The 14,812-nt window shown below is 58.4% G+C and carries 18 protein-coding genes and 1 pseudogene; 9 read left to right on the top strand and 10 right to left on the bottom strand.

Annotated features, from left to right (window positions below; genetic code table 11):
• Positions 1-35: 35 nt before the first annotated feature.
• The 4 genes from ligD to C9383_RS23865 form a co-directional block, all read right to left on the bottom strand.
• The gene (gene ligD / locus C9383_RS23850) at positions 36-2,849 is read right to left on the bottom strand and encodes a DNA ligase D (protein WP_090371051.1); all 2,814 of its coding nucleotides are present in this window, start codon (positions 2,847-2,849) and stop codon (positions 36-38) included.
• A gap of 259 nt (positions 2,850-3,108) precedes the next feature.
• Positions 3,109-3,378 carry a DUF6555 family protein gene (locus tag C9383_RS23855; protein ID WP_090371053.1) on the bottom strand — a complete coding sequence of 90 codons (270 nt, stop codon included), beginning with the start codon at positions 3,376-3,378 and terminating at the stop codon, positions 3,109-3,111.
• 109 nt (positions 3,379-3,487) lie between these two features.
• On the bottom strand, positions 3,488-4,039 hold the full coding sequence (locus C9383_RS23860; protein WP_090371055.1) for an ATP-dependent Clp protease proteolytic subunit: 552 nt from the start codon (positions 4,037-4,039) through the stop codon (positions 3,488-3,490).
• Between the two features lie 297 nt (positions 4,040-4,336).
• Positions 4,337-4,513, bottom strand: coding sequence for a con-10 family general stress protein (locus C9383_RS23865; RefSeq protein WP_060753028.1), 177 nt, complete (start codon positions 4,511-4,513; stop codon positions 4,337-4,339).
• 303 nt (positions 4,514-4,816) lie between these two features.
• On the opposite strand from C9383_RS23865, the gene C9383_RS23870 reads away from it, so the two are divergent.
• The 5 genes from C9383_RS23870 (at position 4,817) to C9383_RS23890 (ending at position 8,905) form a co-directional block, all read left to right on the top strand.
• Positions 4,817-5,038 carry a PLD nuclease N-terminal domain-containing protein gene (locus C9383_RS23870; protein WP_060753029.1) on the top strand — a complete coding sequence of 74 codons (222 nt, stop codon included), beginning with the start codon at positions 4,817-4,819 and terminating at the stop codon, positions 5,036-5,038.
• A 28-nt stretch (positions 5,039-5,066) separates the two neighbouring features.
• Positions 5,067-5,255, top strand: coding sequence for a hypothetical protein (locus C9383_RS23875; RefSeq protein ID WP_090371056.1), 189 nt, complete (start codon positions 5,067-5,069; stop codon positions 5,253-5,255).
• Positions 5,256-5,403: 148 nt separating this feature from the next.
• Positions 5,404-6,780 carry an iron-containing redox enzyme family protein gene (locus tag C9383_RS23880; protein ID WP_090371057.1) on the top strand — a complete coding sequence of 459 codons (1,377 nt, stop codon included), beginning with the start codon at positions 5,404-5,406 and terminating at the stop codon, positions 6,778-6,780.
• Between the two features lie 19 nt (positions 6,781-6,799).
• The gene (locus C9383_RS23885; protein WP_090371059.1) at positions 6,800-7,780 is read left to right on the top strand and encodes a methyltransferase; all 981 of its coding nucleotides are present in this window, start codon (positions 6,800-6,802) and stop codon (positions 7,778-7,780) included.
• A 6-nt stretch (positions 7,781-7,786) separates the two neighbouring features.
• Positions 7,787-8,905 carry a carboxylate-amine ligase gene (locus C9383_RS23890; protein ID WP_090371061.1) on the top strand — a complete coding sequence of 373 codons (1,119 nt, stop codon included), beginning with the start codon at positions 7,787-7,789 and terminating at the stop codon, positions 8,903-8,905.
• 283 nt (positions 8,906-9,188) lie between these two features.
• Here the strand turns inward: C9383_RS23890 and C9383_RS23895 are convergent, their stop codons facing one another.
• Positions 9,189-9,371, bottom strand: a complete 183-nt coding sequence (locus C9383_RS23895; RefSeq protein ID WP_060753033.1) for a con-10 family general stress protein — start codon at positions 9,369-9,371, stop codon at positions 9,189-9,191.
• 326 nt (positions 9,372-9,697) lie between these two features.
• On the opposite strand from C9383_RS23895, the gene C9383_RS23900 reads away from it, so the two are divergent.
• Both C9383_RS23900 and C9383_RS23905 read left to right on the top strand, forming a co-directional pair.
• Positions 9,698-10,672, top strand: a complete 975-nt coding sequence (locus C9383_RS23900) for a manganese catalase family protein (protein WP_235863264.1) — start codon at positions 9,698-9,700, stop codon at positions 10,670-10,672.
• Positions 10,673-10,812: 140 nt separating this feature from the next.
• Positions 10,813-11,670, top strand: coding sequence for an SDR family oxidoreductase (locus C9383_RS23905; protein ID WP_090371063.1), 858 nt, complete (start codon positions 10,813-10,815; stop codon positions 11,668-11,670).
• 103 nt (positions 11,671-11,773) lie between these two features.
• Here the strand turns inward: C9383_RS23905 and C9383_RS23910 are convergent, their stop codons facing one another.
• The 5 genes and pseudogenes from C9383_RS23910 to C9383_RS23930 form a co-directional block, all read right to left on the bottom strand.
• On the bottom strand, positions 11,774-12,016 hold the full coding sequence (locus C9383_RS23910) for a hypothetical protein (RefSeq protein ID WP_412046058.1): 243 nt from the start codon (positions 12,014-12,016) through the stop codon (positions 11,774-11,776).
• A 1-nt stretch (position 12,017) separates the two neighbouring features.
• Positions 12,018-12,266 carry a DUF6555 family protein gene (locus C9383_RS23915; protein ID WP_060753038.1) on the bottom strand — a complete coding sequence of 83 codons (249 nt, stop codon included), beginning with the start codon at positions 12,264-12,266 and terminating at the stop codon, positions 12,018-12,020.
• A 100-nt stretch (positions 12,267-12,366) separates the two neighbouring features.
• Complete coding sequence (locus tag C9383_RS23920) at positions 12,367-12,648, bottom strand: hypothetical protein (protein ID WP_090371065.1); 282 nt, start codon at positions 12,646-12,648, stop codon at positions 12,367-12,369.
• A 104-nt stretch (positions 12,649-12,752) separates the two neighbouring features.
• A pseudogene (locus tag C9383_RS23925) lies at positions 12,753-12,941 on the bottom strand (DUF1264 domain-containing protein); the annotation flags it as partial.
• A 14-nt stretch (positions 12,942-12,955) separates the two neighbouring features.
• Positions 12,956-13,237, bottom strand: coding sequence for a hypothetical protein (locus C9383_RS23930; protein WP_090371067.1), 282 nt, complete (start codon positions 13,235-13,237; stop codon positions 12,956-12,958).
• 222 nt (positions 13,238-13,459) lie between these two features.
• On the opposite strand from C9383_RS23930, the gene C9383_RS23935 reads away from it, so the two are divergent.
• Positions 13,460-14,599 (top strand): glutathione-independent formaldehyde dehydrogenase, encoded by a 1,140-nt coding sequence (locus tag C9383_RS23935; RefSeq protein ID WP_090371069.1) that lies wholly within the window; start codon positions 13,460-13,462, stop codon positions 14,597-14,599.
• Between the two features lie 37 nt (positions 14,600-14,636).
• Positions 14,637-14,789: a hypothetical protein gene (locus tag C9383_RS28245; RefSeq protein ID WP_162843530.1), complete on the top strand. Its 153-nt coding sequence runs from the start codon at positions 14,637-14,639 to the stop codon at positions 14,787-14,789.
• Positions 14,790-14,812: the final 23 nt, after the last annotated feature.

The following is a 14,812-nucleotide window of genomic DNA, read 5'->3' on the forward strand; positions in this document are numbered from 1 at the left end:
TTTGGGCAACGGCTAGCCAGGTCATCAGGCAGGGGCTACTTGAGCCCGATGCGTTTACGCATCTGCGCTGTGATGGTCTGTCGGGTTCCCGGCATATCCGCCCACGGATCAACCTTGAGTGTCTCCAGGCGTTGAGGGAGGTTGTGGATGTTCCACGCGTTGGCGCCTTTGATCCCTTTGAGTTCCTCTCTGAAAATCGGCACCGACACCGGCAAGCCCTCGCGGCTACGCGGTGAATAGGCGCTTATCGTGGTCGCACCCAGGCCATTGCGCAGGTAGTCGATGAAAGTCCGTCCCACCCGGTTCTTCGGCCCGGAAACTGCCGAGAACCGATCGGGAAGCAGGTTGGCGATATGTTTGACAATCGCATGGCTAAAGCTTTTGACCGCGTCCCAGTCGGCTTTCGGCGTCAACGGCACGACAATGTGGATACCCTTGCCGCCGCTGGTTTTCAGGAACGACTTGAGCCCCAGCTCGTCCAGTACCGTCAATGTCAGCTGGGTGGCCTCGACCATGCTTTTCCATGGCAGGGCCGGGTCGGGGTCAAGGTCGAGAATAAACCGGTCAGGGCGATGCAGATCTTTGGAAACGGCGTTCCAGGTATGCAGTTCAATCGTGCTCATCTGCACGGCGCCGATCAGTGCTTCCAGGTTGTTGATCAACATGACAGGGTGGCCGGTCTCTGCCTTGCCGATGATTTCGATGCCGGGGATTGCCAGACGCTGCGGGTTTTTCTGGAAAAACAGCTCTGCGCCGATGCCGTCCGGCGCGCGCACCAGCGCGACGGGGCGATTGAGTAACTGCGGTAGAAGCCAGTCAGAGACGGCGATGCAGTAGTCCACCAGGTCACGTTTGGTTGCGCCGCTGCTGGGGTCAATCACTCGTTGCGGATGGGTGAGCCGAATGGTGGTTGATGCATCGTCGCCGGCTTTACCTTTGGCTTTCGCCGCGATTGCCTGTTTTCGGGTCGGCTTTTTCTCCACTTCAGCGGCATGGGCCGGGCGCTCTTCGATGATCGACTGCGCGGGTTTATCGTTGCGCAGGCCCTGGAACACGGCTTGGCGTACGGAACCTTCCTGGGTGATCTCGGCAAAGGTGACCTCGGCCAGCAGCGCAGGCTTCAGCCAGTGCACGTCCTTGGCTTCAAAGCCCTTGGGAGGGTTGACGACTGCCGGCTGCTTGACTTCGAGGGGGGTTAATTGTGCGTAGATCGTATTCAGTGTGGCCTGGTTGAAGCCGGTGCCAACCTTTCCTGCGTATTTGAGCTCACCGCTAACTTGGTCGTGCAGCCCCAGCAGCAGCGCTCCGAACTTACTGCGCGAGCCTTTCGGCTCGGTGTAGCCGACAATCACGAATTCCTGTCGCCGTTTGCATTTGAGCTTGATCCAGTCGCCGCTGCGGCGTGATGCGTAGGCACTGCCAACACGTTTGCCGATAAGACCCTCCATTTGCATCTCGCATGCGCTATCCAGCAACGCCTGCGGTGTTTCGGCGAAGTCTTGCGAATACCTGAGAGCCTCATCTTCATTGCGCGCCAGTATCCCGGACAAGGCTTCCCGGCGCTGTTCGACGGGCACCTCGCGCAAGTCCATGCCGTCGAGAAAGGGCATATCGAAGAGGTAGTAGACAATATTGCCGTCGCGGCCCAGTTCAAAGGCATTTTGCAGGGCCTGGAAATCGGGAACGCCTTGCGCGTTGGCAACCACGATTTCGCCATCCAGCCACGCGGACTTCAAGGCCAGGCCGGCAATGGCTTCGGCCTGGCGAGGCAGCTTGTGTGTCCAGTCATGGCCGTTGCGGGTAAACAACCGCACCTTACCCTTATCCACCCGCGCCATGATGCGGTAACCGTCGAATTTGACTTCATAGCGCCAATCACCCTCAGGGGCTGAATCCACCAGCGTGGCCAGTTCCGGCTTCAGACTTTCCGGGAGAGCGCTGGGCCGCGCATTGGCCAACTCTGGTTGTCCCGGTTTGGCCGGTGACGTGGACGGTTTCTCGGCGGGTTTGGATGCTGCCGGTTTAGCTGCGCGCTTCTTTTGCGCGACGGTGCGCCGCTGCTGTACGCCGGCTGAGATCTCGATCCAGGTCGGCGCATGGTCGCTGGGGTGCTCTTCACCCCGGACCCAGGCGTCTACGCCGGCGTTCTTGAGGTGAGGGGCGAGTACCGGGTTCAGCAGCAGGTGGTCGATGCGCAAACCGGAGTTCTTCTGCCAATGCTGGCGGAAATAATCCCAGAACGTGTACACACGCTCTTGCGGGTACAAGTGTCTCAGCGAGTCGATCCAACCCTGGCTCAGCAGCCTTTGAAAGCATTCGCGGCTTTCTGGTTGAAGGAGCGCATCCTTGAGCCAGGAGCGGGGGTTGTAGATATCCAGGTCGGTGGGGACGACGTTGTAGTCGCCCGCCAGCACCACCGGGTGTTCGCTGGCTTGCAGCGTTTCTGCATGCGCAATCAGATGCTCGAACCACTTGAGCTTGTAATCGAATTTGGGACCTGGCTGCGGGTTTCCGTTGGGCAGGTACAGGCACCCGACGACAACCCCATGCACAGCCGCTTCAAGATAGCGAGACTGCGAGTCGTCCTGAGCGCCGGGCAAGCCTTTATGAATCAACAGGGGCTCGGAGTCGCGCGCCAGAATGGCCACGCCGTTCCACGCAGCTTGACCATGATGCAATGAGCCATAGCCCACCGCCTCCAGATCGCTTGCCGGGAAAGCCTTGTCCTGGGCCTTCAGTTCCTGCAGGCACACGATGTCGGGGCGTTCTTTTTCAAGCCACTGCAGGAGGTTGGGCAGTCGCGTCCCTATGCCGTTGACGTTGAACGTGGCGATCTTGAGATTGCGCATTGCGTCCATCCTCCCTTTATTCACATGGCTTTTAATCCGAGTGCCGCGAAGTGACGTGAGTTCATAATCACTCCCGCAGAGAGATTTGGAACAACTGTCCCAACGGCCCAGTCATGTTTATGTACGACACAGTCCATATGCAGAGGGGCCGGCACGCTGCTTTCGCAGATTGAAGGGCGCGGATCGTTCCGCACATGATTGGCCCGCACCGAGTGCGGGCTATTTTTATGGACTTGATATCAGTATTAGAACGGCAAGTTTATTCGGGCGGAGGCGGCGTATAGGGTTGTGCGACAAATGGAATATTCCCTGAGGGACGCCATCTCACATTTTCAAGTCCATAACGTTCAGCGAGCGGTTTGCTTATGCGTTTGATCTTATCGTTGCGCGACTTGGGGATGATGCCTATGCCTGCATCGCAACATGCCCAGTGCCACGCCTCTTCATTGGTCATGGCTTCACATCTTATTATGAAAGATTTAGGGGTGTGATGAAGTTCATACTCGATAATATATAGCGTGTTTTTCATGTGAGCTCCTTCTGAATGTTGTCATCAAGTCAGAAAGTGTTCTGAATTCGAAGCGGCTTTCCTTCGCGTTTCTTGATTGGGGCGTCGTTGCCTGGCTAGGGTTGCCAGGCTAGGAATGAATGAAGCTGCATACACATTCCGCCGGGATGACGGGCAATTCGATTGCATGGATGAGGCCGCTGGCCAGCGCCTGATGTGGATCAAGAATGCGCGGGGCGGCGATCAAATAGTTTTCGGTGTCCAGCTTTTCAACGGCCTGCGCGGTTCGCTGCGCAACGATGCGCGCATACAACTGCAAGTCGTAATCCAGGCTCATGGCGTACTCAGACATGCGCGAATGATCCACGGCGCCCTGTACATGCCAGTGAAACGGATGGAACAGGAACTTGCTGTGCTCGCACGCCGTTCTGCGTTCGCCCGCCAGGAAAATGATATTGCCCATGGATTCCACGGTGCCCAGGTTGTGCGTATGCACCGGAATCGGCAGGGCCAGTAAAAAGTTGTACATCGTGAAGCCATAACTGCACTCACCGCCCATGGTCGCGATGTTCACGATCAAGCCGGTCGCGTTCTGCTGGACAGCCAATGACGATTTTTCGATGAGTTGGCTGCAGGTCGACGCGTTGACCGGGCCTGTGAAGTTGATGATATGCAAAGGCATAAGGCACCTCTGAGTCAGGGATGGCTACCGTTGATGAATAACCAGCACTGCTACGGAGTTCGTTCACAGATGGGAGGTGTCTGTGAGGACCGGACAGTGGCCTCCGCATGCTCGACAGTTTCCATCCGCTCATAACAATTCGGGGGTTTCGGCAATGTCTTGGCGGCGTCTACCGCTCGCGTTTCACGGGCGGTCGGCGGTTGAGGGGCGTGTCGCTGAGGTTCGGGTGCCGCGTGCATGGTGTGTGCTCCAGCTTGAAATGAAGGGGCAGCCCAGGCTGCCCCCCGTTTGGATCACTTACGACTTGCGCCCGCCGCCATGGCTGTTCTGGCCACCTTTACGGCCAGCCTCAGAGGCTTTTTCACGGTCATTGGCAAAGTTGCCGCCAGAGGCCTGGCCGCCTTTTTTGCCGGCTTCGGCAGCCTTTGCATGATCGTTGGCGAAATTTCCAGGGTTCTTATTGCTGGTAGTCATGATAGATCTCCACAATGAGTTGTCGTTTCGCTAGTTGCACCTTGATGCAGCGAACATCTATTCGGATAAGCCTGCGCTGGCAATCGTTTTGATAATTTCCGGAAATGCCGATAAACGGTAAAGAGCGGCTTAAAACTTATACAAAACGATTTAAATCACACCGCTTCGTATAACTTTTTCAAGCGCGCGATATTAAACTAATAGCCTGTTGCCGCTTCGCTTAGTGTGAACGACGGCGTTTAAAAATAATGAACCCTGCCAGTTTATGCATGACCTAACGCTGCATAACCCGGAGGTGTCCCCATGCAAACCACTTACTTTTGGATAGGCTTGGCCGTCGTTCTCATACTCCTCGATTTGTGGATCATCAACAGCGTCTGGCGCAGTGACGACCCCTCGGGGCGCAAGGCGGGCTGGACCGCGATAGTGGTGCTGTTGCCGTTTTTAGGCGCGGCAATATGGGCCATTGCCGGCCCGCGTGGTGTCACCAAGGGACCGTCCTCGCCCGAACACAGCAAGGGTTGATTACCAGCCAGCCGAGGAGGCCATGCCGATGCAGACGCAATCCACTCCCACTCAAGCCGGAACCGACACCCCTGAACAGCTGCCGGAAAAAGACATCGGCCAGGGGCTCACCGATGACGAACGCGTGTCCCGGGAAGGCGAGGGCAACGCGGATTCAAACGGTGACGGCGCACGGGTGACACCGGGCCCGGAAGACGAAAAACGCTTGAAGCCTTGACCCCCGCGCCCTTGGTCAGACCTTGGTGCACACCGATGGAATTATTGAGCAGGGGGCGGCTCTCTCCTTATAGAAGCGCCCAAAGGCGTCGCGTACCAGGTATTGGCATCCGCCCAGACCTGAATAAAAAATTGTGGATGGACCGCTTATGACTGTCTTTCAAACCCTGCAAAGTGCATCCCAGTGGCAGCATGAAGGCCCGTTGCGCAGTGAATACCAGCGCCTGCTCACCGATTGGGACACGGGCGCCGCGCAATCGGCGGCAGATTTTCTGCAGGCGCAGCTGGCTCAGGTCAGCACCACTGAAGACACTTCGTTGCCCGCGTCGCCCGACCAACTGATGAGTTGGGTCGAACTCAACTGCACCGCTGTGGCCGAGCAATATGCGCAGTATTTGCAAGAGCGGCAGCAAGGCGGCGGCCGCCGCTATTTCCAGAACAAAGCCCATGCCCTGTACTTCCTGCAGTGTGTGGCGCCGACTAAGCAAGTCGATGGTGCCTGGCTCTACGGGGTACTCACCCACTGGCAGGATTACCGCTACGACGGGCTTCTGACCACCTACCTGGAAGAACTCGGCGATGGGGAACCGACGCAAAACCATGTGTCGATTTACCAACGCCTGCTGGCCGAGCAAGGCTGTGACGGCGATTTCGGCTGGCAGGATCAGCACTTTCACCAAGGCGCCATTCAGTTGGCCCTGGGGCAGAGCGCCGCATCGCACATGCCGGAGATCCTGGGCTACAACCTGGGCTACGAGCAGCTGCCGTTGCACCTGTTGATCTGCGCCTATGAACTCAAGGAACTGGGCATCGACCCCTATTATTTCAGCCTGCATGTCACCATCGACAACGCCAGCAGCGGTCATGCCCGACGCGCCGTGCAGGCGGTGCTGGGGTTGATGCCGAACGGCATGGATGCGACCGAATATTGGCAGCGGGTACGCCGTGGTTATCAGTTGAACGATCTGGGGCTGGGCACTACCGCGGTGATCCAGGCGTTCGACCTCGAACATGAGCTGGTGGCCATGCTTGAACGCAAGCGGCCGTTTGCCCAGCACATGCATTCGGACTACTGCCGCTTTGAAGGCAAGACCGTCAACCAATGGTTGGCCCAGCCCGGCCAAGTGCGCGGGTTCTTGCAGGCCCTTGAAAATAAGGGTTGGATCAAGCGAAACCAGGCGCCCGAAGACAGTCGTTTCTGGCAGTTGATCGAAGGCGCGGGCGCTGCGATGTTCGGCGTCTTCAGCGGCTATGAAAAACAACTCCTGCGCGACTGGATCGCCGGAAATTGGTGCGACGCCAGCGCGATTGCACGCCCACGCCCGGTGCGGCCGGTGTCGTCAGGCACCCACGAGCCTACGCCGGATGACCCTGAAACCTGCGCCTTGCGCCAGGCCCTGGCCCGGCACAACGGCGAGCGGCAGTTGGGCCTGTTGTTACCGTGGCTGGCGCCTCACCGCCATCATCGTCCCGCCGGTTTGTATGCGACCCGGCGCTTTATTGAATTGCGCGCGAGCCTGCGCTGATCGACAAGGAAGCCTGACCATGGTCGACTCGCTGTTGTGTTCAACACCCCCTGTGTCATCGGCTCAAGCGCAGGCTGACCGGGCGCTGTTGCGCCTGGGCCGCCGTTTGCAGGCCGAGCACTATCACTTCATCACGCCCACGCCTCTGACTCACCAGCGCTTCATTGCGCGGTGGGACAATGCACCGGCCAGCGACCTGCGCGGGATTTTCGGTTGGTCGCGGCCCTTCGATATGCAGGTGTTCGAGGCAGCCGAGCTGCAGGAGCTGCAACAGGCGGGAGTTATCGTCAAGGCGCACGGCCGTTGGCGCAGTACGGTGCGTTGGTCGAGCCTGGGGCCTTTGCTGCTGACGCATTCGGCGTTTCCGACCGAGGAGGCCGATTCGGTGTTTTTCGGTCCCGACACTTACCGTTTTGCCCGTGTGATTGAAGCTTGCCTGCGCCAACGCTTCGCGCCGATTCGCCGGGCCGTGGACATCGGCTGCGGTTCAGGGGCTGCCGCCTTGCTGGTGGCGCGTGCCCGTCCTGAGGCGGAAGTGTTCGCGGTGGACATCAACCCGAAGGCGCTGCGCCTGAGTGCGGTCAACGCCGAACTGGCCGAGGTGACGAACGTCAGCGTGTACCACAGTGATGTGCTCGACAGCGTCGACGGCCGCTTTGATCTGATCCTCGCCAACCCACCCTATATGAAGGACAGCCAGCAGCGCGCCTATCGCCATGGCGGCGGTGAGCTGGGTGAGGCGTTGTCGCTGCGCATCCTGCGTGAAGCCTTGCCCCGCCTGGAGCGCGACGGCACCTTGCTGCTCTACACCGGCGTGGCAATGGTGGAGGGGCGTGATGTGTTTCTTGAAGCCGCTCGCGCCATGCTGACCGGCGATGAGTTTGGCTGGACCTACGAGGAGCTTGACCCCGATGTGTTCGGCGAAGAGCTGGAGCAGCCGGGCTATGAGCGCGTCGACCGCATCGCTGCGGTCGCGCTCACTGTGACTCGGCTGAGCTGAGTGCCCATGGATCATGCACAGCGCTTCGGTATCGAAGAAGAATATTTCATCACCGATTTGCACAGCCGGCGCATGCTCGCTGAACCGTCAGCCGAAGTGCTCGCGGTATGCCGCGAGGCGATTGGCGAGGGCTTTTCCTATGAGATGTTCCAGGGCCAGGTCGAGGTCGCATCGCCGGTGTTTACCGACACCGCAGAGGCTGCGGCTTACCTTGGCCGGGTGCGCCGCGAGTTGAGCCAGGCCCTGGCCGAGCATGGGCTGGGCTTCATATGCAGCGGCGCGCACCCGTTGGCCGATTGGCAGGCGCAACGCGCTACGCCCCAGGCGCATTTCCAGCGTTTGTTCGAGGAGTTCCAGAGCGTCGCGCAGCGCAGCGTGCTCAGTGGGCTGCATGTCCACGCAGAGATCCCGGTGGGGGTGGACCGCATCGCCGTGTTGAACGAGGTGTTGCCTGGGTTGCCGATGTTGTTGGCCCTCAGCGTTTCCTCACCGTTGTGGCAGGGCCAGCCCAACGGCTATTGCAGTTATCGGCAGGTGGTCTGCGATGAATGGCCACGCATGGGCATCCCTGAATATCTGCCGGATGAGCCGAGCTTCGAGCGCTACCTGAATATGTTGAAGCGTAGCGGGGCGTTGGCCGATGACGCGAATGTGTGGTGGGGTTGCCGACCCTCGTCGAGCTACCCGACGCTGGAGTTGCGCATGACCGATGCGTGCCCGCGCTTGAGCGATGCGCTGGCTTTGGCCGGGCTGTTCCGGGTGATGATCAAACACGCCTGCCAGCTACCGGCCCCCGGCAGCCAGTACAGCCTGGAGCAGCATTGGTTGCTCAAGGAAAACCGCATTCAAGCGCGACGCTGGGGACGCCATGCGCGCTTTGTACTGGCGCCGGACACAGAGCCCGTATCGCTTGAACAATGGCTGGTGCTGGCGCAGCAAGAATGGGGCGATACCGCTCGTGCGGTGGGCGAGGAGGGCGTGTTCGAGCAGATACGGCAAATGCTGCGCGACGGCACCAGTGCCGAGCGTCAGCTACGTGCCTTCGATGCGCCGGGGGCGTCTGTCGTGCAACGCGGGCAAGCGGTGGTTGATCTGTTGTTGGAAGAAAGTTGCCAGCGCTTATAATTCGAGAGTTAATCAGATTACTTATCGGCATAAAACACACGGCAATATGCAATAGCCAGTCTTCGGTCGCGATATTTAAAGTTGAAGCACAAGCGCGAGCACAGTCACCCAAACGTGCTGTCCGCCGAACTAAATGAATGCACTAAACCAATTATAAAAACAAATCAGCATGTCGATGGTGGCCAAGCCGCTTATGCCTTGCGCAATACAGCGTGACGCCTCGGTGAAGACTATGCCAGACCGAAACCGAAGGGGCGGCAAAGCCGCCCCCATGCACGGTCACTCAAGAACCCGATTTACGGCCACCGCCGTGGCTCTGCTGGCCGCCCTTGCGCCCGGCTTCAGAGGCTTTTTCGCGATCATTGGCAAAATTGCCACCTGACGATTGGCCGCCTTTTTTCCCGGCTTCGGAAGCCTTTTCGCGGTCATTGGCAAAGTTACCCGAGTTTTTATTACCTGTAGTCATGATAATTCTCCAGTCACTAAGTTGGCGCTTCGTTAGTTGCCCGTTTCGCAACGGACATTTACTCCGATATCGGCCGATGGAAAAACGTTTTACGAATTTCGGGATGTGGCGACGAACGGCGTTTAATACTGAAAACTTATACAAAAACAATCTTTGCTTGCCGCTTCGTATAAGTTTTTCAGGGAAGAAACAGAGGCGTTACCGGTAATGACTACTTAATCATTGCAACCTATCGATAACTCCACGGCCGTTCGTCCTTCGCGTGGCACTTGAAACTTTCGCAAGATTCCAAATGAGTTCATACGCACACACAGGAGACGCTTGCCATGAACCACGACTCATCCAATGGCCAAGACCAACCACCTGAAGAATCGCCTGCACCGAATGAGGACGGTTGCGTCCTGGGAACGGCGGGGCGCAACGAAGATCCCAACGCCACGACTGACACCGTACGCGTCGCCGAGCCCAACCCGGGCCTGGCGAACCTTTTACTCGAGCAGTTTGGTGGCGCCCAAGGCGAGTTGGCAGCGGCCTCCCGCTATTTCACCCAAGCCCTGTCGGAAGACGACCCAGGGCGTAAAGACTTGTTGATGGACATCGCCACTGAAGAACTCAGCCACCTGGAAATCGTCGGCTCGATCATCGTCATGCTCAACAAGGGGGCCAAAGGCCGCCTGGCGGAAGGCGTGGAGGAGGAGGGTGAGTTGTACCGCTCGCTGAACGGTGCCGGCAATGATTCCCACATCACCAGCCTCTTGTACGGTGCCGGTGCGCCGCTGATCAACAGCGCCGGGGTGCCATGGAGCGCCGCCTACGTTGACACCATCGGCGAGCCCACTGCCGACATGCGCTCCAATATCGCCGCGGAAGCCCGCGCCAAGATCGTTTACGAGCGATTGATGAACGTCACCGACGACCCGGGCGTCAAGGATGCGCTGGGCTTTTTGATGACGCGCGAAATCGCCCACCAGATTTCCTTTGAAAAGGCCTTGCATGCGATCCAGCCGAACTTTCCCCAAGGCAAGTTACCCGGCAAGCCTGAGTTCGCACAGGTCTATTACAACATGTCGCAAGGTGCGGAAAGTGTGCGCGGCCCATGGAACCAGGGCGACGATTGGGAATTCGTCGAGTCCCCTCAACCGGCGGTCGACGGTGGCGATGGAACGGCCAGTGTGCAGCTGGACGAGGCAGACGAAGCCGTGCTGGCTGCGATGAAAATCCGCACGGTGTCAGACCCCCTCAGCGACCCGATCACCGGCGCCGATCTGGGCATGGGGTTGCAGCCCAAGCCCGAGTTCTGACCCAAGCCCTGTGGCGAGGGAACCAGCCCCTCGCCACGGGTTGCTGTCGTGCGGCACGGTTATCCGATTAACCGCACATCCATCTGAACTTCCCCTCCCGACGCACCCTCGCAACATTAATCACGACTGGAGAAAACACGATGAATCACTATCCAACACCACCGTTCAACACCCAGCAGCAGCCGGTACCCGGTGAACAGCGCAAGATGGACCCGATGCCCGATTGTGGTGAACAGACCTACAAAGGCTCAGGCCGGCTCGCCAACAAAATAGCCTTGGTTACGGGCGCCGACAGCGGCATCGGCCGTGCGGTGGCCATCGCGTTCGCCCGTGAAGGCGCGGATGTGGCGGTTTCTTACCTGGACGAGCATGAAGACGCCAAGGAGACCGCACGCTGGGTCGAGGCGGCGGGGCGGCAATGCCTGCTGTTGCCCGGCGACTTGGGCAACGCGCAGCAGTGCACGGCGATCGTCAACGATACCGTGGAGAAGTTCGGGCGTATCGATGTGCTGGTCAACAATGCAGCCTTCCAGATGACCTACCAATCGCTGGAAGACATTCCCGACGAGGACTGGCTGAAAACCTTCAACGTCAACGTCACCGCGATGTTCCGCATATGCAAGGCCGCGCTGCCGCACATGGCCGAAGGCAGCTCGATCATCAACACCAGCTCGGTCAATTCCGACATGCCCAACCCCACGTTGTTGCCGTATGCCGCGAGCAAAGGCGCGATCGCCAACTTCACCGCAGGCCTGGCGCAAATGCTCGGCGAGCGCGGTATCCGCGTTAACAGCGTGGCTCCCGGCCCCATCTGGACGCCGTTGATCGTGTCGACCATGACCGAGGATCAGGTGAAAAACTTCGGCGGCAACACACCGCTGGGACGCCCAGGTCAACCGGTCGAAGTGGCGCCCATCTACGTACTGCTGGCATCGGACGAGGGCAGTTATATCTCCGGTGAGCGCTACGGCGTGACAGGTGGCAAACCGATTCTCTGAATGAACACCGCCCTGGGGAGGCAGAGCTCGACCAGGGCGGTGTTGTCTCAGGCAGACCTTTAAAAAACCGAATCAGGGGCCCTGAAATGGCTAGGGCTGACGGTTATTTGCGCCGCGCGCGGTGGATACGCATCCATTCTCGATAGGCCGCAGTTCGCTGCGCATCCGCGAGCCGCTTGGCTTCGGTGAAGCGCGCCCATGTCTGTGCATCACCGCTGTACGACTCAATGATTTGGTAGGCTTGCGCATCCAGTCGATCGGCTTCGAAAAACATCTGGTTGTTGCGCTCGACCTCGTCCTCACGCTCTTGTGTGCTGGTGTAACCCAGTGTCTGGCTGTTGATCATGTCAAGCCTCCGCCCATTGAATCTGCTGCGCAGTACTCCAGCGTACGTCGCTGATGCCGTATTTCTCCGCCATGGGTTTGGAGACTCGCTTGAGGGCTTGCCGACCGAATCTGGGGATGATAGCTACCCCTGCATCGCAACTGGCCCAATGCCAAGCCTCGGCATTGTTCATTTGCGCCGCCCGTACGATGAAAGACTTCGGTTCGCCGTGAAGCTGATAGTCAATGGTGAATAGATCGTTGTGTTTCATGAGGCCTCCCTATGCTCATGAAGTACAGAGATTTGACGTCAAAAAAAATTCAAAAGAATTGTCCAACAATTCGATAGGTGACCCGATCACCTCACGATGCTCAATCATCCACTGTGAAAGTTACCCAACCGCCTGCATCTGCGGGCCGCTCGATCTCGGCGATAACGCCCCTGACAGAGGTGCCGTCGGGCAGGTTGACGGTGACAAAGTTGGGGTGCCCCGGCCACTCCAATGGACTATCGAAGTTCAACCGCGCAACGGTCGGCTTGCCACTGCTGGTCAGTTGGATCTCGACCGAATCATTCAGGCATTCATCCGAGGGTGTCCCCAGATGGCGCGAGGCAGTTATCACGCTGGCAGTACCTTGGAAGTCGTAAGACATGCTGGGTTACCTCGTAAAAGGGGGGCCGCTGCCCCCGAGTTGGGGTGTTGCGGTAGAGAAGGGAGCGGCGATGATCGTTCCATCCAAATGCACGAGTGGTGCTATCAGTGTTGATGGGCCTTCAACGTCGGGTCGGTGATCTGGATAACATCGCCCTGACGCCATGCGTCCGCACCGGGGGCGATGGGAGGCGCAATGATGTCGGCGCGAGCCTGCTTCTTTTCGGCGCTGTCGATACGCATACGCTGATCGCGTTCGGCAACCATGCGCGGGTCAGCCTGGCCCTCGGCGGTGACCATGAACGGCGCTACCGAGGTTGCGGCTCGATATCCAACAGCAGATCGCCGCCGGGCAGTGGCTCGGCGTGCTGTACCACGGCACGGCAGGCGCTGCCGTGCCATTCAAAGGCAATGCTGTGGGCGTGTTTCAGTTGCGCCGGCCATGGTGGGGCGAGCCGTAGCTGGAAGCCGGGCGCCTTGTCGATCTTCTGCGCCAGGCACTCGGTGGTGAGTGCATTGACCCCGAACAGCGTGTCCAGCAGGTATTCAATTGTGATCGGCTGCTGCGCCGTATCCATAGCGTTCGACATAGGAGTTCCTCGTGTTATCAGCTCCAGAGGTGAAAGCAGGGAAGGCTGCCCAAACAGGAACAGAGAGACTCGGTGATGAATAATTCAGATTTTTTGAGCGTTCATCCAAAGCACCGCTCGTCAGACTTGATGCGATTTTCTTGAACATACGAATTGCTCTCCCGGACAGATTGAACATGTGCTGACGAAAACTTCTTTTCGTCTTGCCTCTGGGAGAACGCAATGAAAGCCATCGTTTATAACGGCCCTCGTGACGTCAGCGTGCAAAACGTTCCGGATGCCAAAATCGAGAAACCCACCGATATTCTGGTGCGAGTCACCACCACCAATATCTGCGGATCTGATCTTCACATGTATGAAGGTCGGACATCCTTTGAAACGGGAAGGGTGTTTGGCCACGAGAACCTGGGGGAGGTCATTGAAATTGGCTCTGGTGTAGATCGAGTCAAGGTCGGTGACCGGGTGTGCTTGCCTTTCAATATCGGCTGCGGGTTCTGTGAAAATTGTGAAAAAGGCCTGACCGGGTTCTGCCTGACGGCTAATCCGGGCACTGCGGGCGCTGCCTATGGGTTCGCCGACATGGGGCCTTATCAGGGCGGCCAGGCAGAATTGCTGCGGGTGCCGTATGGCGATTTCAACTGCCTGGTGTTACCCGAAGATGCGCAAGAGCGCGAAGAAGATTACGTCATGCTCTCCGATATCTTCCCGACAGGCTGGCACGCCACTGAATTAACCGGCCTGTTGCCGGGCGAAAGCATTGCCATCTACGGCGCCGGCCCGGTGGGCTTGATGGCCGCGCACTCAGCCATGATCAAGGGCGCATCCCAGGTGTTCGTGGTCGACAATCATCCTGATCGCTTGAAGCTGGTGGCCCAGATGGGCGCAACGCCGATCAACGCGCTTGAAAAAGAAGCCGTGGATCAGATATTGAACCTGACCCAGGGCAAAGGTACCGATCGTGGTTGTGAGTGCGTCGGTTATCAATGCTGCGACCGCCACGGTCATGAAGCCAATCACCTGACCATGAATAATCTTGTGGCCTCGACCAAGGCGACTGGCGGAATCGGCGTCGTCGGCGTATTCGTACCGCAAGACCCAGGGGCAAAAAATGAGCTGGCGAAGGAGGGCAAGATGGCCTTCGATTTCGGTGCATTCTGGTTCAAGGGCCAGCAGATCCGGACCGGGCAGGCCAACGTCAAAGCCTACAATCGTCGTTTGGCCGAGCTTATCCATCACGGACGTGCAAAGCCGTCGCAGATCATCTCTCATCGCCTCACACTCGCTGAAGGGCCAGAGGCCTACCAGCATTTCGACGCGCGTGACGATGGCTGGACGAAAGTTGTGCTCAAACCCGCAGCTTAAGCAGGGGGCAGGGCACACTGATTACGGGAGAACGATCATGAAAAAGCTCTATCTGTGTTTAGGCTTGTGCAGCGTATTTATGCTTCATGGGTGCTTTGACAATGCCGATAATGCGACGAAGAAAAACACCAGTGGAACCAAGTCTTCTGTGCAGATGCAGGAGGGCAAGGCAGACGAGAGCAAACAATAGCTGGGAGGCTTCGGGCAATTCTA

The sequence above is a fragment of the Pseudomonas palleroniana genome, from assembly GCF_003031675.1.
Classification (GTDB): domain Bacteria; phylum Pseudomonadota; class Gammaproteobacteria; order Pseudomonadales; family Pseudomonadaceae; genus Aquipseudomonas; species Aquipseudomonas palleroniana.